The organism is Albidovulum denitrificans (assembly GCF_002973535.1).
Lineage (GTDB): Bacteria > Pseudomonadota > Alphaproteobacteria > Rhodobacterales > Rhodobacteraceae > Albidovulum > Albidovulum denitrificans.
On sequence record NZ_PVEP01000005.1, the window covers coordinates 1 to 17,433 of the forward strand.

The window sequence follows — 17,433 nt, forward strand, 5'->3', positions numbered from 1 at the left end:
CGCTTCGCCATCCGCGAAGGCGGCCGCACCGTCGGCGCGGGCGTCGTGTCGAAAATCATCAAGTGATCGCATGTAGGATGGGCAATATTGCCCATCCTACGGGGCCGCCCTTCGTGGCGGCCCTTTTGCGTTCCCCGCGAGATTGACGATTCGCCGGGTGCGGTCCAAGATCGCCCCTCGCACTGTCATCCGATGGGGAGAGCGGACCATGTGCCAGATCTTTGCCGGGCAGAACCCCGCCCGCTACGCATCCGAAACCCGCCGTCTGCGGCTGAACGGTCAATCGACCTCGATCCGGCTGGAACGCGCCTTCTGGCGCATCCTCGACGACATCGCCGCGAAAGAGGGGCTGTCCACGCCCGCCTTCATCTCCCGGCTGCATTCCGAGGTGCTTGAGCTTCATGGCGAGGCGCCGAACTTCACCTCGCTTCTGCGCTGCGCCTGCACCATCCACCTTGGCGAGTATGAGATGGAAGAGGGTGCGCGGCTTGCGGCCGAATAGCGGGGCGAATATCGCGCTGTAGTATCCCGCTACTACCACGCCGCCGAATTGGTCATCTAACCTTACCAGATCAGACAGATTTGGAGGGCCGATGGCCAAGATGATCCATTCGATGATCCGTGTTCTCGATGAGGCGCGATCGGTCGATTTCTATTCCCGTGCCTTCGGGCTCAATGTCGCCGACAGGCTCGACTTTGACGGCTTCACGCTGATCTATCTGTCGAATGCCGACAGCACGTTCGAGCTTGAGCTGACCGTCAACAAGGGCCGGAGCGAACCCTATGACCTTGGCGATGGCTACGGCCATCTTGCCGTCTCGGTCGCGGATGTGGACACACTCCACGCCCGGCTTGAGGGCGAGGGCCTTGGCCCCCGCAAGCTCGTCGATTTCCGCAATGGCGATACGCTCGTCGCGCGGTTTTTCTTCATCGCCGACCCCGACGGTTACCAGATCGAGGTCATCCAGCGTGGCGGCCGCTTCCTCTGAAGCGCCGCCATCCATCGTTTCAGGGAGGAGAAGATGGAAAGACTGAACAAGACGGGGCTGACCCGGCGCGCGCTTCTGTCGCGCGCGGTGGCGGCCGGCGCGCTGTGCGTCACGGGGGCGGGCTTTATCGCCGCGCCCGATGCCGCCTGGGCGCTTGAGGTGACCACGATCACCGAGCATGAGATGGCGACGCTGGTGCAGATGGCGCGCGACATCTACCCGCATGACCGGCTGGTGGACCAGTATTACGTCACCGCCGTCAAGGGCTATGACGCGGAGGACAAGAAGCAGATGGTGGCCGAAGGCATCGCCGCGCTTGATGCCGCCGCGAAAGAGGCGGGCTTTGCCGATTATGCCTCGGTCGGCTGGGAAGAGGACCGGGTGAAGCTCTTGCAGGCGATGGAGGACACGCCCTTCTTCCAGACGGTGCGGGGCGGTCTTGTGACCGGCCTCTATAACCAGAAGGAGATCTGGCCGCTTTTTGGCTATGAGGGGGAGTCCTTTTCCAAGGGCGGTTACATCGACCGCGGCTTCAATGACATCGACTGGCTGTGAGGGGGGAACGTCATGGCTGAGGCAGCGAAATTCGATCTGAACGACGACTCGGTGGTCGTCATCGTGGGCACCGGCGCCGGTGGCGGGGTGCTGGCCAACGAACTGGCGCAGAAGGGGGTCAAGGTCGTGGCCCTTGAGGCGGGCGGGCGCTATCTGCCCGAGGATTACATCAACGACGAATGGGAAAGCTTCGGGCAGCTTGCCTGGACCGATCCCCGGACGACGTCGGGCGACTGGCGCGTCGCAAAGGACTTTTCCGGCCTTCCGGCCTGGATCGTCAAGGCCGTGGGCGGCACCTCGATCCACTGGGCGGGCGCGTCGCTGCGGTTTCAGGATCATGAGTGGAAGGCGCTGACGAATTATGGCGCGGTCGAGGGGGCGAACCTGCTCGACTGGCCGATCGACGCCGCCGAGATGGCGCCCTGGTACGACAGGGCCGAGGCCAAGCTGGGCGTCGCCGGTGTCGGCGGGCGGCCGCGCCTGCCCGGCAATAACAACTACAAGGTCTTCGAGGCGGGCGCCCATGCGCTTGGTTACAAGGAAGTCCATACCGGCAACATGGCGATCAACAGCGTCGACTATGACGGCCGGATTTCCTGCCAGCAGACCGGCTTTTGCTTCCAGGGTTGCAAATGGGGCGCCAAGTGGTCCTCGGCCTATACCGACATCCCGCGCGGCGAGGCGACCGGCAACCTTGAGGTGCGCGATCACGCCCATGCGGCGCGCATCCTGCATGACGACAGCGGCAAGGTGACGGGGGTCGAATATTTCGACAAGGACGGCAACCTTCAGATGCAGAAGGCGCGCGTGGTCTGCGTCGCGGGCAACTCGTTCGAAAGCCCGCGCCTGCTGCTGAACTCCGCCTCCGCGATGTTCCCTGACGGGCTGGCGAACTCCTCCGGTCAGGTCGGGCGCAACTACATGCGGCATATGACCGGCTCGGTCTATGCGACCTTCGAGAAGCCGGTGAAGATGTGGCGCGGCACCACCATGGCCGGGATCGTCCGGGATGAGGCGCGCCACGACCCCGCGCGTGGCTTCGTCGGCGGGTATGAGCTTGAGACGCTGAGCCTTGGTCTCCCGTTCATGGCGGCCTTCCTCAACCCCGGCGGCTGGGGGCGCAGCTTTACCACCGCGCTTGATGCCTATGAGAACATGGCAGGCATGTGGATCGTGGGTGAGGATATGCCGCAGGAGACGAACCGCGTGACGCTGTCCGAGGTGAAGGACCAGTGGGGCCTGCCAGTGGCGAACGTCAATTTCTCCGACCATGCCAACGACATCGCCATGCGCAGCCATGCCTATGCGCAGGGGGAGGCGATCTACAAGGCCGTGGGGGCAACCCGCGTCTTTCCGACGCCGCCTTACCCCTCGACCCACAACCTCGGCACCAACCGGATGTCCGAACGGCCCGAGGACGGCGTGGTGAACAAGCATGGCCAAAGCCACGACATCGCCAACCTCTTCGTCTCCGACGGCAGTCAGTTCACCACAGGCGCGGCAGAGAACCCGACGCTGACCATCGTGGCGCTGGCGATCCGTCAGGCCGATTACATCGCCGGGCAGATGACCGCGCAGGCGATCTGAGCCTGATATACGCAGCAGGGAAGGGGCGTTCCGGGCGACCGGGGCGCCCTTTTCCGCTGCGCCGCGCTTCCCCATATTAAGCAAACCACATCGGGAGACGACAGATGAAGATCATCCGCAACGGCAGCCGCCCCTCCTCCACGGGACCGGCGGACTGGTTCACCGGCCGCGTCCGCATCGACCCGCTGGCCGAGGCGACAGAGCCCGCCCGCGCCGCCGCGGCGCTGGTGACGTTCGAACCCGGCGCGCGCACCGCCTGGCACACGCACCCGCTTGGCCAGACGCTGATCGTCACCTCCGGCCTTGGCCGCGCACAGCGCGACGGCGGCCCGGTGGAGGAATTGCGGCCCGGCGACGTGGTCTGGTTCGAGCCGGGCGAACGACATTGGCACGGCGCCGGCCCCGCTACGGGGATGAGCCATATCGCCATCCACGAACGGCTGGACGGCAAGACGGTCGACTGGCTCGACCCCGTGGCGGATGCCGATTACCTGGGTTGAGGCGCCGCGCCTTCCCGCCGCAAAGCCCATGGCCGGGGCGGGATGAATTGATCCGCCCTTGCCGCAAAACCCCGCTTGATTTCGCCGTCGCGGCGTCGTAGGTGACAGTCCGGCCTTAGGGGTATAGCTCAGCTGGTAGAGCGACGGTCTCCAAAACCGTAGGTCGCGGGTTCGAACCCTGCTGCCCCTGCCAGGCCACCTTCCACCAGATCGCCAACGACCCGGCCACGCCGACCCCTATTCGGGATCGGTGCGGAAGATCAGCCGTTCGTCGCAGGGCGCCACGCGCAGGATGTTGGTCGATCCGGTGACGTTGAAGGGCACGCCCGCCGTGACGACGATCTGATCCTTATCGGTCGCGAAGCCATAGACCCGCGCTGCCCGTGCCGCGTTGACGACGGCCATCTTGAAGCGGTCGATGATTTCGGTGGTCAGCACGCAATGGACCCCCCAGCTCAGGCAAAGCCGCCGCACCGTCCGTTCCATCGGCGACAGCGCGATGATCGGGACCGAGGGGCGTTCGCGCGCGACAAGGGCCGCGGTGGTGCCGGAATGGGTAAAGCAGCAGATCGCGTGGATGTCGGTCGCCTCGGCGATCTCGCGCGCGGCGGCGACGATGCCGTCGGCCACGCTCCTGCGGTCCACCTTGCGCGAGCTTTCGATGACCTCGCGATAGGTCGGGTCGCTTTCGACCGACTGGGCGACATTGTCCATCGTCTCGACCGCGGCGACCGGGTAATTGCCCGCCGCACTTTCGGCCGACAGCATCACGGCGTCGGCGCCCTCATAGATCGCGGTGGCAACGTCCGAGACCTCGGCCCGCGTCGGCATCGGGCTTTCGATCATGCTTTCCAGCATCTGGGTCGCGACGATCACCGGCTTGGCCTGCGCCCGCGCAGCGCGCACAAGGCGCTTCTGGATCGGCGGCACCGAATGGACCGGCAGTTCCACCCCCAGATCGCCCCGCGCCACCATGATCCCGTCCGAGGCGTCGAGGATCGCGGCAAAGGCCTTCACCGCCGCGGGCTTCTCGATCTTCGACAGGATCGCGGCGCGTCCGCGCGCAAGCCCGCGCGCCTCGATCACGTCCTCGGGGCGCTGCACGAAGGACAGCGCAAGCCAGTCGACGCCCAGTTCGCAGGCGAATTCCAGATCGCTGCGGTCCTTTTCCGACAGTGCGGCCAGCGGCAGCACCACGTCGGGGACGTTCACGCCCTTGCGGTTGGAAATCGTGCCGCCCGTGGTCACGGTACAGTCGGCGAAATCCTCGCCGCAGCGTTCGACGCGCAGGCGGATCTTGCCGTCATTGACCAGAAGCGCGGCACCGGGTTCCAGCGCCGCGAAAATCTCCGGGTGGGGCAGGTTCACGCGATTGCCGTCGCCCTCGGCAGGGTCGAGGTCGAAGCGGAAGGCATCGCCTTCTTCAAGGTCATGGGCGCCCGCCGCGAAGGTCCCGACCCGCAGCTTCGGCCCCTGAAGGTCGGCAAGGATCGCGATCGGGCGGCCGGTATCGGCCTCGATCTTGCGGATGATCGCATGGCGCGCCGCCTGTTCGGCATGGGTGCCATGGCTCATGTTCAGGCGGAAAACATCCGCCCCGGCCTCGAACAGCGCGCGGATGGTTTCATAATCGCTTGAGGCTGGCCCCAGCGTGGCCACGATCTTCACGTTGCGGAGTCGTCTCATCGGATAGTCCTCGGTTCTCGGGCGCAAGTGGTGTTTGCGCTATCGTGGGTCCCGCGCTGTATGCCGCAATCCGGCGCTTACGACAACTGGCGCTTTCCCCGCGGGTCGTCTAATTGTGGATTTCAACGCCCAAGATCACATTAACATGACAGATCAGCCCTTTCACATTCATCATGGCGACCGCGCCTCGCGCTGGCTCGTCACTTGCGATCATGCCACCAACCGGGTGCCGGATTGCGTCGGCGGCGGGTCCCTTGGCATCGCGCCCACCGACATGGGGCGCCACATCGCCTATGACGTCGGCGCCGCCGGGTTGACGCGGCACCTGGCCGACCGTCTGGGCGCGCCCGCGATCCTGACCGATTTCTCGCGCCTCGTGATCGACCCCAACCGGGGCGAAGATGACCCGACACTGGTGATGAAGCTTTATGACGGCACGGTCATTCCCACCAACCGCCACGTCGATGCGGCCGAGGTCGAACGGCGGCTGAACGCCTTCCACCGGCCCTATCACGACGCGCTTGCAGGGCTGGCCGCGCGGCAGGTCGATACGGTGATCTGCGCCATCCACAGCTTTACCCCCCGGCTCGTCGGGCGGGCCGACCGGCCCTGGCATGTCGGCATCCTCTATTCCCATCTCGATACCCGTCTGGCGCTGCCGCTCCTCGACCTCCTGCGCCGCGAAGCCGGTATCGTGGTGGGGGAGAACGAACCCTATGGCGGCCATCTCGAAGGCGATTCCATCGACCGACATGCGCTTCGCCCCGGCCGTCCCAACGTGCTGATCGAGCTGCGCCACGACCTGATCGCGGCCGAGGACGGGCAGATCGCCTGGGCAGATCGTCTGGCGCCGATCCTTGAAGCAGCGCTTGCCGCCGCCAATCTCTGATCCGAAGGAGGACACCCGATGGACGACCAGACAAGGATAGAGCTTGAGGCCGCCGCCTTTCGCGCGCTGCGCCACCACCTGATCGACAAGCGCCCCGACGTGCAGAACATTGACCTGATGAACCTTGGCGGTTTCTGCCGCAACTGCCTGTCGCGCTGGTATCAGGAGGCCGCGAACGACCGCGGGATCGAGATGTCGAAGGAAGCCGCGCGCGAGGTCTTCTATGGCATGCCCTATGACGACTGGAAGGCAGCCCACCAGACCGAGGCGGACGCCGAAAAGCAGGCGGCGTTCAAGGTCGCCTTCCGCGAGAATGTCGGCGGAAAACCGTAAGCGGGCGGCGGCCCCGGCCCGCCCCCGGTTGTCCCGGCGCGGGCCACGGCCTATCCTGTCCGCCTTCCAAAGACGGGGAATGACATGCGCAGCCTTGCCCGCTGTCTCGGCCTGACGGCCCTGACCCTTGCCCTCGCCGGATGCGTGACCGAACCCGGCCCCCTTGCCGGAACCGTCGCCAGGGACGGGCGCAGCGCCGACCGCGCGGTTCCGGTCTCGGGCGTCGATGCGGAATATGCCTGGCTTGCCGCCAACCGCCCCGGCTGGCACCTCGACCGGCAGGACCTTCAGATCGGGCTTTTCGGCCGCCCCTACACGGTTTTCACCATCAGCCGGGGCGCCGAGGTCCAGAAGGTCTATTTCGATATATCGAGCTTTTACGGCAAACCGGCCTGACCCCGGCCCACACGCATTTGTGTCCCCCCGGAAACGCAGTGTTCACGCTCTTTGCTACTGGTCGGGGCCAAAGCGGTGCTACCATTCCCCATCATGCGGCTTCTTGAGACACGCCACAGCTACACCCGCTCCGAACGGCGTTCGGACGCGGTGATCCATGTCTCGGGCCTTGTCCTTGTCCTGATCGCGGTGCCGGTCCTCATTACGCTGGCCGCGTTCCTCAGGGGCGATTTCACCGCGCTCTTCGGCATCTCGGTCTATGGCGCGGCGCTGGCGGCGATGATCCTCTTCTCGGCGCTTTACAACATGATCCTGCATCCGGGCTGGGCCTGGCTTCTGAAACGGCTCGACCATTCCGCGATCTATGTGAAGATCGCCGGTACCTACACGCCCTTCACGCTGCTGAGCGGGCAGGGCGGCTGGCTTCTCGCCGGGATCTGGGGCGCGGCGCTGACCGGGGTGGGGCTGAAGATCCTTTCCCCCGACCGCTTCCGCTGGCTGACGCTTGCGCTTTATCTCGGCATGGGCTGGGCGGGGCTTCTGGCGGGCGGGGCCTTCTTCGCCACGCTCTCGACGCCGGTGATCGTCCTGATCGCCACCGGCGGCGCGCTCTATACGCTGGGCGTCCTCTTCTACCTCTTCGAGCGGCTGCCCTTCCACTACACGATCTGGCACATCCTCGTGCTGACGGCGAGTGTTGTTTTCTACGCTGCCGTGACGCTGCACCTCGTGCAAACCGCCTGATCGCGCCCGGCTTCTTCGTTGTTGAAATACTCTCCGGGGGTCCGGGGGTGGAAAACCCCCGGCGCGCGCCTCAGACGGCGACCTTGCGGCTTTCCTCGATATAGATCTCGCGCAGCCGCGCTGCGATCGGGCCGGGCTTGCCGGAGCCGAGCGTGGCGCCGTCGATCTCCACCACCGGCATCACGAAGGCCGAGGCGGAGGTGACGAAGGCCTCATCCGCGTCCTTCGCCTCCTCGATGGTGAAGGAGCGTTCCTCCACCTCAAGCTGGGCTTCCTTCGCCATGCGCAGCACGGCGGCGCGGGTGATGCCGTGCAGGATGTCATGGCTCAGCGCGCGGGTGATGATCCTGCGGCCCTTGACGATATAGGCATTGTTCGAGGTGCCTTCCGTCACGAACCCGTCCTCGACCAGCCAGGCATCGTCCACGCCCGCCTTCTTGGCCATCATCTTGCCCAGCGAGGGGTAAAGAAGCTGCGTCGTCTTGATGTCGCGCCGCCCCCAGCGCTCATCGGGGATGGAGATGATCTTCCACCCCGCCTTCGCCGCGGGTGCATCCGCCAGGCCGGGCTTGGACTGGGTGAAGAGGAACAGCCCCGGCTTCACGGCCGGGTTCGGAAAGGCAAAGTCGCGGTCGCCGGGATTGCCGCGCGTGACCTGAAGATAGACCAGCCCGTCGGTGATGCCGTTGCGCTTCACCAGTTCGCGGTGGATCTCCAGCAGTTCGTCATCCGTGACCGGCGCGTCCATCTGAAGCTCGGTCAGCGACCGGCCAAGGCGCGCCCGGTGGCCCGCGAAGTCGATCAGCTTGCCGTCCAGCACGCTTGTCACCTCATAGACCGCGTCGGCCATCAGGAAGCCGCGGTCGAAGATCGACACCTTCGCTTCTTCCTCCGGCACATAGTCCCCGTTGACATAGACGATGCGGCTCATGGGCGGTCTCCTGATTGAACGGCCTACTCATCCGCCCTCACCGCCCCAAGGTCAAGGGCGGGATGATCGTCCGGCCGCGCGCCGCCCCTGCCGCCTTACCCCCAAAGCGCTGCCTCAGGCACCCCCATCGTGGACCCCTCGTAGCGGATCGCGGCCGCCCGGTCGCGCGCCAGCAGAAGCGGCCCGTCAAGGTCCACAAAGGCCGCGCCCTGCGCCACCAGCGCCGCCGGCGCCATGGAGAGCGACGAGCCGACCATGCAGCCGACCATCACCCTGAACCCCGCCGTAACCGCCGCCTCGCGCAGCGCCAGCGCCTCGGTCAGCCCGCCAGTCTTGTCGAGCTTGATGTTGACCACGTCGTATTTGCCCCGCAGCGCCGTCAGCGTCGCGCGGTCGTGGCAGCTTTCATCGGCGCAGACCGGCACCGGCCGCGCGATCTCTGCCAGTATCCCGTCCTGACCGGCGGGCAGCGGCTGTTCCACCAGCGCGACGCCAAGGCGGATGAGATGCGGGGCGAGGTCGGCATAGATATCGGCCGTCCAGCCTTCGTTCGCATCGACGATGATCGTCGCCCCCGGTGCGCCCGCCCGCACCGCCTCAAGCCGGGCCATGTCGTCGGCTGTGCCAAGCTTGATCTTCAGGACGGGCCGCGCCGCGTTCCGGGCCGCCGCCGCCCGCATCCGGTCGGGCGTATCCAGCGACAGGGTATAGGCCGTCACCAGAGGCCCCGGCGCGGGCAGCCCGGCCACCTGCCACACCCGCTTGCCCGCTTTCTTGGCCTCCAGGTCCCACAGCGCGCAATCGACGGCGTTGCGCGCCGCGCCGGGGGGCAGCAGGTCTTGCAATGCCGCGCGTGTCACGCTTTCGGGCAGGGTCGCGATCTGGTCCGCCACGCTGTCCATGCTCTCGCCATAGCGGGCATAGGGAACGCATTCGCCGCGCCCCGTTGCGCCGTCGCGCGCCACCGTTACGGTCAGGACCCGCGCCTCGGTCTTCGATCCGCGCGCGATGGTAAAGACCTCGGCCAGCGGAAAGGCGTCATGTGTCAGGGTGAGGGTCATGGGCGGGGTCCTGAGCGGTGTGGCGGTTGGCCCGCGTATCTTTCGCCGCGGGGGGCGAAGGTCAAGCGCCCCGCCCGACGATGTAGCTACAGATGCCCTACGCCGATCCTACGCGGTCCCTACGACTTCCCGACGCGGTTTTTCTGCGCCTGCAAAGCCGTGCTTGCGCGCCGCAGCGCAATATTCTATCTCCGCTGCGATATGTCACGAAACTTCATTGCCGAAGGAAACTGCCGATGAGCTTCCGTCTCCAGCCCGCCGCGCCCGCCCGTCCGAACCGCTGCCAGCTTTTCGGTCCCGGCTCCCGCCCCGCGATCTTCGAGAAGATGGCGGCTTCGGCGGCGGATGTCATCAACCTTGATCTTGAGGATTCCGTGGCCCCCGACGACAAGCCCGAGGCGCGCAAGAACATCATCCAGGCGATCGGTGATGTGGACTGGGGCAACAAGACCTTGTCGGTTCGAATCAACGGTCTAGACACGCCCTACTGGTATCGCGACGTGGTCGATCTTCTGGAACAGGCGGGCGACCGGCTGGACCAGATCATGATCCCGAAAGTGGGCTGCGCGGCGGATGTCTATGCCGTCGATGCGCTGGTGACGGCCGCCGAGGCCGCGAAGGGGCGCAAGAAGCGTATCTCGCTTGAGGTCATCATCGAATCCGCCGCCGGTATCGCCCATGTGGAAGAGATCGCGGCCTCTAGCCCCCGGCTTCAGGCGATGAGCCTGGGTGCCGCCGACTTTGCCGCCTCCATGGGGATGCAGACCACCGGGATCGGCGGGACGCAGGAGAATTATTATATGTTTCATCAGGGGGTTAAGCATTGGTCCGATCCCTGGCACTGGGCGCAGGCGGCGATTGTCGCGGCCTGCCGGACGCATGGGGTTCTGCCCGTTGACGGCCCGTTCGGGGATTTCTCGGATGATGAGGGCTTCCGCGCCCAGGCCCGCCGCTCTGCCACGCTGGGCATGGTCGGAAAATGGGCGATCCACCCCAAGCAGGTGACGCTGGCCAATGAGGTTTTCACCCCGTCGGAAGAGGCCGTCGCAGAGGCGCGCGAAATCCTTGCCGCCATGGAGGCCGCCAAGGCGCGGGGCGAGGGGGCGACGGTCTACAAGGGCCGTCTGGTGGACATCGCCTCGATCAAGCAGGCCGAGGTGATCGTGCGTCAGGCGGAGATGATCGCGAAGGGCTGACTGGGCGCCCGACCACCCCGCGCCAAAATGCCGCGCCGGGTGGGCGGCGCGGTTTGACATGGGTCATGGTCCGAACCTTCCACCGCTGGAAGGTTTCCCGCATCAATCTTTGAAGGAAGGACCCTGACCTTGATGAGAACGCTTCTCATGTCCGCCGCGCTGGTCGCGGCAACCGCCTTGTCCGCCCCGGCGCAAGAGGCGAACGGGCTGTCGAAACCCGTCGTCGCGCTGACCGGCGTGCTGGCCAAGAATGCCGACACGCTGGCCCTGACCGAGGCGCAGCGCGCCGCGCTGAAGGATTGGCTGGCCGTGATGCCCGCGCAGCGCAAGGCGCTGGAGGGTGAAGCCATCGGCCTGCGGGCAGAGCTTCGCGCCGCCATCCTTGGCAATGCGCCGGTCGCGGACCGTCAGGCGCTGGCCGACAGAATCGGCGAAACCGAAGCCGCGCTTGTGATGATGCGGTCGAACTGTACCGACCACTGGCGTTCCGTCCTGACGCCAGAGCAGTTCGCCCAGCTTCTCACGCTTGCCGGGCTTGGTTAGGCCGGTCGTGCCGCCCCATCCCGGCGTTGCAAATCCGGGGTGGGGCGGTCATATAGCCTCTGACATCGCCCGTCGGAGGACCGCATGAATTACCTCGAGTTCGAGAAGCCGCTGGCCGAGATCGAAGGCAAGGCCGAGGAGTTGCGCGCGCTTGCCCGCAAGAGCGAGGGCATGAACGTCGAGAAAGAGGCCGCCGCGCTGGACAAGAAGGCGGCCGACATGCTCAAGGATCTTTACAAGAACCTCGATCCGTGGCGCAAATGCCAGGTCGCGCGCCATCCCGACCGGCCGCATTGCAAGGACTATATCGAGGCGCTGTTTTCCGAATACACGCCGCTTGCCGGGGACCGCAACTTTGCCGAGGATCACGCGATCATGGGCGGGCTGGCGCGGCTGAACGATCAGCCGGTGGTGGTGATCGGGCAGGAGAAGGGGTCCGACACCAAGACCCGGATCGAGCGCAATTTCGGCATGGCGCGGCCCGAAGGCTATCGCAAGGCGATCCGGCTGATGGACCTTGCCAATCGTTTCAAGCTGCCGGTCGTTACTCTGGTCGATACGCCGGGCGCCTATCCGGGCAAGGGCGCGGAGGAGCGCGGGCAGTCCGAGGCGATCGCGCGCTGCACGCAGAAATGCCTTGAGATCGGCGTGCCGCTGATTTCGGTCATCATCGGTGAGGGCGGGTCGGGCGGCGCGGTCGCGCTGGCCACTGCGAACCGGGTCGCGATGCTGGAGCATTCGATCTATTCCGTCATCACGCCCGAGGGCTGCGCCTCGATCCTGTGGAAGGATGCCGAGCGCATGAAAGAGGCCGCGATGGCGCTGCGGCTGACCGCGCAGGACCTGCTGAAGCTGGGCGTGATCGACCGCATCATCACCGAACCGGCGGGCGGGGCGCAGCGCGACAAGGACGCCGCGATCAAGGCGGTCGGCAAGGAGCTTGCCGCGATGTTGAAGGACCTGTCGGGCAGGAAACCAGCGGATCTGGTCAAGGACCGGCGGCAGAAGTTCCTGGCGATGGGCGAGAAGGGGCTGGCGGCCTGAGGCCGGAAGGCGCGGTCGTATTGCCGGGCGGCGGCCGACCGTGGGTGGGCGCCAAGACGGGGTCGTCTGGCACTTTATGGTGCCGTGTCATCCAACTTTAGTGGTCCATGGGGCGGTGCAGAAGCGCCGGCCCGGGGGGCGGTCGGGCGCTGCCCGGCGGCGCGCGTTCCGCGCGCCTTGTTTCCGGGCCTTGGTCTTGAACGGCGATGCGCGGCGGCGCAAGCGCCGCTGTTTCGCGCAAGGTGCTTGGGTCCAGTTTCTCGCCGAACCCCGTGGGCGCCGCTATAGCATTTCGGGTTTACACTGAATCAGAATTTGAACTTATTTTGTTCGAATTCTGATACTTACTTTCTCAACGTAAACCCGAAACGCTCTAAAGCGCGCCCTGCCAGTCGCGCACCGCATCAAGCGGCCAGATCAGCATCAGGACGTTCAGCGCGAGGCCGTCGCGGATCAGCCATGTCGTCAGGATCTCGAAGAACAGGATCAGCGTGACGCTGGCCCAAAGCGGCGCCTTCCGCGCGATCCAGAAGCCGACCATCATGGCGAGGATGTCGGCGACCGAGTTGATGACGCTGTCACCGTAATAGTCGAGCGATATCGTGACCGCGCGGTAACGGTCGATGATGATGGGGGAGTTTTCGAGGATCTCCCACCCCGCTTCGATCAGCGTCGCGATCAAGAGCCGCCAGCCGACCGAAAGCCGCCGCGCCACCAGCCAGAGCGCGCCGTAGAACAGCAGCCCGTGGATGATATGCGACGGCGTGTACCAGTCGCTCAGGTGCTGGGAATTCTCGCTCGACATGGTCTCGCCGTGCCAGAGCTTGACGTAGCCGCAGGCGCAGATTGGAAGGCGCCCCATCGCGTAAAGGATCGTGGCGGCCAGAAGGACAGTCAGGCCCGTCAGCAGCCAGGGCAGTTTACGGTTCTTTACCACAGCGATGCCTTCGCCCGGCCGGGCCAGTCCCGGTCATAGCCCGCGCCGTCGAAGCGGCCCTCGGTCATTTCTTTCAGGATGTCGCCGACGCTCGGCAGACCTTCGGAAGCATCCTCGCCCGACCACATCCCGGCCCGCATCAGGGCGCGGGCGCATTGGGTATAGATCTCGGCAATCTCGATCAGGATCACGGTGCGGGGCAGCTTGTCTCCCTTGGCGAAGGTCTCGCGCAGGGGGGCGTCCGCCGTGACCCTGGCGCGGCCGTTCACGCGGACCACGTTGTTCGATCCGGGGACGAGGAACATCAGGCTGACGCGTGGGTCGCGGACGATGTTGCGCAAGCTGTCGATGCGTTCGTTCCCGCGCCAGTCGGGCAGGGCAAGCGAGCCGGGGTCGATCTCGGCCACCACCGGGCCGTCGTCGCCACGCGGGCTGGCATCGGTCCCTTCCGGCCCGACGGTGGAGAGGATGCAAAAGCGGGCGCGGGCGATCCATGCGCGGTAGGCGGGTGTCATCCGCCGCGCGACCTTGGCCAGCGACGCCTCGCCCGGTGTGCCGTAAAGCGCCTCGAGCGCGGGGAGGGTGGTGATGAACTCCATGGATCAGTCCTTTACCATCAGCCCCGCCTCGGCCATCAGGCGGTTCGAGGCGGTTTCGACGACGGGGGCGATTTCGGCCATAAAGGCCTCGACGCCTTGGCCAGCCGGGATGCGCGGCAGGAATTCCACCACCGCAAGGCCCGGCTTGCGGTAGATGCCGTGGCGCGGCCAGAAGACGCCGACATTGGTCGCGGCAGGTACGCAGTCCTGCCCGAGTTCGTTGTAAAGAACGCCGACGCCGACCTTGTAGGGCTTCTTCGCCCCGGCGGCGACGCGGGTGCCTTGCGGGTAGATGATCAGCTGGCCGGGCTCTGCTGTCCCCGCCTTCACATCGGCCACCATCTTCTTCATCGCCTCGCTGCGCCGCCCGCGGTCGACGGGGACGCAGCCGATCTTGCGGGCGTACCAGCCCAGGATCGGCGCCCAGAGCAGTTCCTTCTTCATGATGAACTTTGGGCGCGGCACGGCCGAGACGATGATGATGATGTCGAAGAAGGACTGATGCTTGGCCGCGATGATGCATTCGTCCTGCGGCACCTCGCCCCTGACCTCGGACTTCAGCCCGATCAGCACGGCGGCCGAGGCGCGGACCCAGTTGCAATAGGCGTGGACCGCATCAAAGGCGGCATCCTTGCGGAAGAGGACGAAGGGCGTCCAGTAAAGCGCGAGGATCGCCATGGCGAGGTACATCTGGACGATGAAGATCAGCGACAGGAGGTATTGCAGCGCGGTTCTCATAGCACGGTCCTCAGCGAACGAAGCGCGGCGGTGCGGGTCGCCACGAAGGCCACGATAGCGGCAAGCGGCGGGATCGTCAGCGGCCAGAGCCATTCGGCACCCTGAAAGGCGATGTCGGTCAGAAACCCGCCCGCATCCCCGGCCGACGGCATCAGCGCGATGGCGGTCATGGCGACCGCGGTTCCGGCCGCCGCCCCGGTCAGGGTGCGGGTGGTGAAGCGGCGCACGAAGGCGCGGGCGACATAACCGTCGCGCGCCCCGATCAGGCGCAGGGTGCGGATCACCTGCCCGTTGGCGGACAGGGCCGCCATCGCCGCCAGCGTCACCATCGCCGCCATGGCCGCGCCGATCAGCGCAAGGGAAATCAGCCCCAGCATCCGCATCCGGTCCGCCGCCGCGACCAGCGGGCGGCGCCAGCGCTGATGATCGTCGAGCGTCGCCCCCGGCACCTCGGCCGACAGGCGCAGCCGCAAGCCTTCGGCATCGAAGCCCTGGGGCGTTTCCTGAATGTCGATCAGTTGCGGGATCGGCAGGCTTGCCACCGGCAGGTCGGGGCCGAACCAGGGCGACAGCAGCGCCTGGGTTTCCGCCGGGTCCAGCGCGCGGGCGGTTTCCACGCCCGGCGTCACGGAAAGGATATCCAGAACGCGCTGGGTCTGCGTGGCCATCTGGTCGGCCGGGGCGGAGATGCGGACGGTGGCGCCATTGGCCAGCGCCTCGGACCAGCGGTCGGCCAGCCGTCCGGTCGCGACCGACAGGGCCAGCGCGAAGACCGCGAGGAAGGCCATCGCGGCGGCGGTCAGAAGCGTCAGCCAGGCGGCCGCGCCCGATGGCGGCACGACGCGGTCGGTGCGGGTATCGCGGCCGAACAGCCGAAACTTGCGGGGCAGGGGCGCTTTCACAGATCGGCCCCCGCGTGCTGGACCGTGCGGTCGCGGATGCGCAGCACCCGTGCCGCGACCTGCGACTTGGCGGTGCGGATCAGGTTCATGTCATGGGTCGCGATCAGGATCGTCTTGCCCATGCGGTTCAGTTCGACCAGCAGGGTCAGAAGGCGCTGCGACATGTCCCAGTCGAGGTTGCCGGTCGGTTCATCGGCCAGAACCATCTCGGGCGCGGTGATGACGGCGCGGGCCAGGGCCGCGCGCTGGCGTTCGCCCCCCGACAGCGACGGCGGGCGCGCCCTGGCATGGCCGGAAAGGCCGACCCAGGCCAGAAGCTCCTTCAACTCCTCCGGGTTCGCCTCGCGCCCCGCGACGGTCAGGGGCAGGGCGACGTTGTCGGCCAGCGGCAGGTGGTCAAGGAACTGGCAGTCCTGATGGACGACGCCGATCTTGCGCCGGGCCATCGCCACCGCGTCGCGCGACATGTGGCTGACATCCTGGCCAAAGATCTCGACCGTGCCGGCGATCGGCATCAGTTCACGGTAACAAAGCTTGAGAAAGGTGGACTTGCCCGCGCCCGACGGGCCGGTCAGGAAATGGAACGATCCGGGCGGAAGCGTCAGCGACACGTCCGACAGAAGCGGGCCGTCGCCATAGCCATGGGTCACGTTTCGGAATGCGATCACTGCCCGTTCTCCGCCCGCCGATGCCAATCTGCCGCGCGTTCCGACGAAATTTCAGCGGTTGCGACAAACACTTGGACGATTGTTTGTTGCTTGCTACAACAGGTTAACAAGAATGGCCAGAAAGGCGTGAGTATGCCTGACGTGAGGCTGAAGGTACGGGTAGAGACGACATGCGCTTGATATGTCCCAGTTGCGGCGCGCAATACGAAGTGGATGAAAGCGTCATCCCGGATGCGGGCCGTGACGTGCAATGCTCCAATTGCGGCAATGCCTGGTTCCAGATGTCGGCGGCCCAGCTGAAGGCCGAAGAGGCCCGCGCGGCGGAAGCCGAAGCGGCGGGCGCCGAGGTCGATGAGACGGAAGACTGGGTCGAGGAGGCACCTGAAGAGGTCGCCGAGGCCGATGAGCCGCCGCTGGAGATTGAGCCTTCGCAAGAGGTTGCGGCCGAGGAGACCGAGGAAGATTGGGGCGCGGCGGAGGACGTGGCCGAGGACACCGCCGATGCGGTGGAGGAACCCGAGGCCGCGCCAGCGCCCGAGGAACCCGCCCCCGCGCCGAAGCGCAAGACGCTCGATGATGCGGTGATGAACGTGCTGCGCGAAGAGGCCGACCGCGAGCGTCGCGCGCGCGAGGCCGAGGGCAGCCTGATCGAGACCCAGCCCGATCTGGGCATTCCCGCCGAAGCCGCCGCCGCGTCGGTCGCCGCCGCCGTTGCGGCCGCGCAAGACGACGATGCGCCGGAGGTCGAGGACGAGGTCTACGACCCCGAGAATGAGGACTCCGTCGTCTCGCGCGCCGCCCGGAAAGAGCTTTTGCCGGATATCGAGGAGATCAACTCCTCCCTCCGCGCGACCTCGGACCGGGGGGGCGAGGCGGCTTCGGTCGATGCGCCCGCGACCTTGCGGCGTCGGCGCAGCGGCTTCCGCATGGGCTTTGTCACCGCCATCGTGATCGCCGTGATCCTGTTGCTGGTCTATGCCTTCGCGCCCGCGATTTCCTCTGCCGTGCCTGCCGCGTCGGGCGCGATGGAGGCCTATGTCGCAGGCGTCGACGGGGCGCGCAGCTGGCTGGATGCCACCTTGCAGGGGCTGACCGCGTCAATGACGGATGGCGAGACCTGACCGCCGCCCTATAG

Annotated in this window: 22 protein-coding genes and 1 tRNA gene; 15 read left to right on the forward strand and 8 right to left on the reverse strand. The window is 66.3% G+C overall.

Going from position 1 to position 17,433, the window contains the following annotated elements; genetic code table 11:
• The 7 genes from LX70_RS11890 to LX70_RS11920 all read left to right on the forward strand — a co-directional run.
• On the forward strand, window positions 1-66 hold a 66-nt coding region (locus LX70_RS11890), incomplete at its 5' end, for an EF-Tu C-terminal domain-related protein (protein ID WP_143706740.1).
• A 142-nt stretch (window positions 67-208) separates the two neighbouring features.
• Complete coding sequence (locus LX70_RS11895) at window positions 209-502, forward strand: ribbon-helix-helix domain-containing protein (protein WP_105515006.1); 294 nt, start codon at window positions 209-211, stop codon at window positions 500-502.
• A gap of 91 nt (window positions 503-593) precedes the next feature.
• On the forward strand, window positions 594-989 hold the full coding sequence (locus LX70_RS11900) for a VOC family protein (RefSeq protein WP_105515007.1): 396 nt from the start codon (window positions 594-596) through the stop codon (window positions 987-989).
• Window positions 990-1,022: 33 nt separating this feature from the next.
• A complete protein-coding gene (locus tag LX70_RS11905) occupies window positions 1,023-1,544 on the forward strand; it encodes a Twin-arginine translocation pathway signal (protein ID WP_105515008.1) in 522 nt (173 codons plus the stop codon).
• A gap of 12 nt (window positions 1,545-1,556) precedes the next feature.
• Window positions 1,557-3,131: a GMC family oxidoreductase gene (locus tag LX70_RS11910; RefSeq protein WP_105515009.1), complete on the forward strand. Its 1,575-nt coding sequence runs from the start codon at window positions 1,557-1,559 to the stop codon at window positions 3,129-3,131.
• A gap of 104 nt (window positions 3,132-3,235) precedes the next feature.
• On the forward strand, window positions 3,236-3,631 hold the full coding sequence (locus tag LX70_RS11915; protein WP_105515010.1) for a (R)-mandelonitrile lyase: 396 nt from the start codon (window positions 3,236-3,238) through the stop codon (window positions 3,629-3,631).
• A gap of 117 nt (window positions 3,632-3,748) precedes the next feature.
• A tRNA-Trp gene (locus tag LX70_RS11920) sits at window positions 3,749-3,824 on the forward strand.
• Window positions 3,825-3,868: 44 nt separating this feature from the next.
• On the opposite strand, the gene pyk is transcribed toward LX70_RS11920, so the two are convergent.
• Window positions 3,869-5,317, reverse strand: a complete 1,449-nt coding sequence (gene pyk / locus LX70_RS11925; RefSeq protein ID WP_105515011.1) for a pyruvate kinase — start codon at window positions 5,315-5,317, stop codon at window positions 3,869-3,871.
• A 145-nt stretch (window positions 5,318-5,462) separates the two neighbouring features.
• Here pyk and LX70_RS11930 point away from each other — a divergent pair, with 145 nt between their 5' ends.
• From LX70_RS11930 to trhA, 4 genes are all read left to right on the forward strand, one after another.
• The gene (locus LX70_RS11930; protein ID WP_105515012.1) at window positions 5,463-6,206 is read left to right on the forward strand and encodes an N-formylglutamate amidohydrolase; all 744 of its coding nucleotides are present in this window, start codon (window positions 5,463-5,465) and stop codon (window positions 6,204-6,206) included.
• A gap of 18 nt (window positions 6,207-6,224) precedes the next feature.
• Entirely contained in the window at window positions 6,225-6,539 is a 315-nt protein-coding gene (locus tag LX70_RS11935) for a DUF1244 domain-containing protein (RefSeq protein ID WP_105515013.1), read from the forward strand.
• Between the two features lie 84 nt (window positions 6,540-6,623).
• A complete protein-coding gene (locus tag LX70_RS11940; protein WP_105515014.1) occupies window positions 6,624-6,935 on the forward strand; it encodes a hypothetical protein in 312 nt (103 codons plus the stop codon).
• A gap of 93 nt (window positions 6,936-7,028) precedes the next feature.
• On the forward strand, window positions 7,029-7,679 hold the full coding sequence (gene trhA, locus LX70_RS11945; RefSeq protein WP_105515015.1) for a PAQR family membrane homeostasis protein TrhA: 651 nt from the start codon (window positions 7,029-7,031) through the stop codon (window positions 7,677-7,679).
• 70 nt (window positions 7,680-7,749) lie between these two features.
• Here trhA and LX70_RS11950 read toward each other — a convergent pair whose 3' ends face one another.
• Together LX70_RS11950 and dgcA are read right to left on the reverse strand one after the other, a co-directional pair.
• Window positions 7,750-8,610, reverse strand: a complete 861-nt coding sequence (locus LX70_RS11950) for a D-amino-acid transaminase (protein WP_105515016.1) — start codon at window positions 8,608-8,610, stop codon at window positions 7,750-7,752.
• 95 nt (window positions 8,611-8,705) lie between these two features.
• Window positions 8,706-9,671, reverse strand: a complete 966-nt coding sequence (gene dgcA, locus LX70_RS11955) for an N-acetyl-D-Glu racemase DgcA (RefSeq protein ID WP_105515017.1) — start codon at window positions 9,669-9,671, stop codon at window positions 8,706-8,708.
• Between the two features lie 236 nt (window positions 9,672-9,907).
• Between dgcA and LX70_RS11960 the strand changes: the two genes are divergently transcribed.
• The 3 genes from LX70_RS11960 to LX70_RS11970 all read left to right on the forward strand — a co-directional run bounded on the left by LX70_RS11960 (window position 9,908) and on the right by LX70_RS11970 (window position 12,454).
• Complete coding sequence (locus tag LX70_RS11960) at window positions 9,908-10,867, forward strand: L-malyl-CoA/beta-methylmalyl-CoA lyase (RefSeq protein WP_105515018.1); 960 nt, start codon at window positions 9,908-9,910, stop codon at window positions 10,865-10,867.
• A 132-nt stretch (window positions 10,868-10,999) separates the two neighbouring features.
• Entirely contained in the window at window positions 11,000-11,410 is a 411-nt protein-coding gene (locus tag LX70_RS11965; protein ID WP_105515019.1) for a Spy/CpxP family protein refolding chaperone, read from the forward strand.
• 84 nt (window positions 11,411-11,494) lie between these two features.
• Entirely contained in the window at window positions 11,495-12,454 is a 960-nt protein-coding gene (locus LX70_RS11970) for an acetyl-CoA carboxylase carboxyltransferase subunit alpha (RefSeq protein WP_105515020.1), read from the forward strand.
• A 373-nt stretch (window positions 12,455-12,827) separates the two neighbouring features.
• Here the strand turns inward: LX70_RS11970 and LX70_RS11975 are convergent, their stop codons facing one another.
• Genes LX70_RS11975 through LX70_RS11995 form a run of 5 tightly spaced genes read right to left on the reverse strand, consistent with a single transcriptional unit; the run spans window position 12,828 to window position 16,298 of the window.
• Window positions 12,828-13,391: a DUF2585 domain-containing protein gene (locus tag LX70_RS11975; protein ID WP_105515021.1), complete on the reverse strand. Its 564-nt coding sequence runs from the start codon at window positions 13,389-13,391 to the stop codon at window positions 12,828-12,830.
• Entirely contained in the window at window positions 13,385-13,990 is a 606-nt protein-coding gene (locus LX70_RS11980) for a pyridoxamine 5'-phosphate oxidase family protein (RefSeq protein WP_105515022.1), read from the reverse strand. Before LX70_RS11980 ends, LX70_RS11975 begins: the two co-directional genes overlap by 7 nt.
• A 3-nt stretch (window positions 13,991-13,993) precedes the next feature.
• Window positions 13,994-14,728, reverse strand: coding sequence for a lysophospholipid acyltransferase family protein (locus LX70_RS11985; protein WP_105515023.1), 735 nt, complete (start codon window positions 14,726-14,728; stop codon window positions 13,994-13,996).
• The gene (locus tag LX70_RS11990; protein ID WP_245885065.1) at window positions 14,725-15,630 is read right to left on the reverse strand and encodes a cell division protein FtsX; all 906 of its coding nucleotides are present in this window, start codon (window positions 15,628-15,630) and stop codon (window positions 14,725-14,727) included. Before LX70_RS11990 ends, LX70_RS11985 begins: the two co-directional genes overlap by 4 nt.
• Window positions 15,627-16,298 (reverse strand): cell division ATP-binding protein FtsE, encoded by a 672-nt coding sequence (locus LX70_RS11995; RefSeq protein WP_105515024.1) that lies wholly within the window; start codon window positions 16,296-16,298, stop codon window positions 15,627-15,629. Before LX70_RS11995 ends, LX70_RS11990 begins: the two co-directional genes overlap by 4 nt.
• Before the next feature lie 170 nt (window positions 16,299-16,468).
• Here LX70_RS11995 and LX70_RS12000 point away from each other — a divergent pair, with 170 nt between their 5' ends.
• Window positions 16,469-17,419: a zinc-ribbon domain-containing protein gene (locus tag LX70_RS12000; RefSeq protein ID WP_105515025.1), complete on the forward strand. Its 951-nt coding sequence runs from the start codon at window positions 16,469-16,471 to the stop codon at window positions 17,417-17,419.
• Window positions 17,420-17,433: the final 14 nt, after the last annotated feature.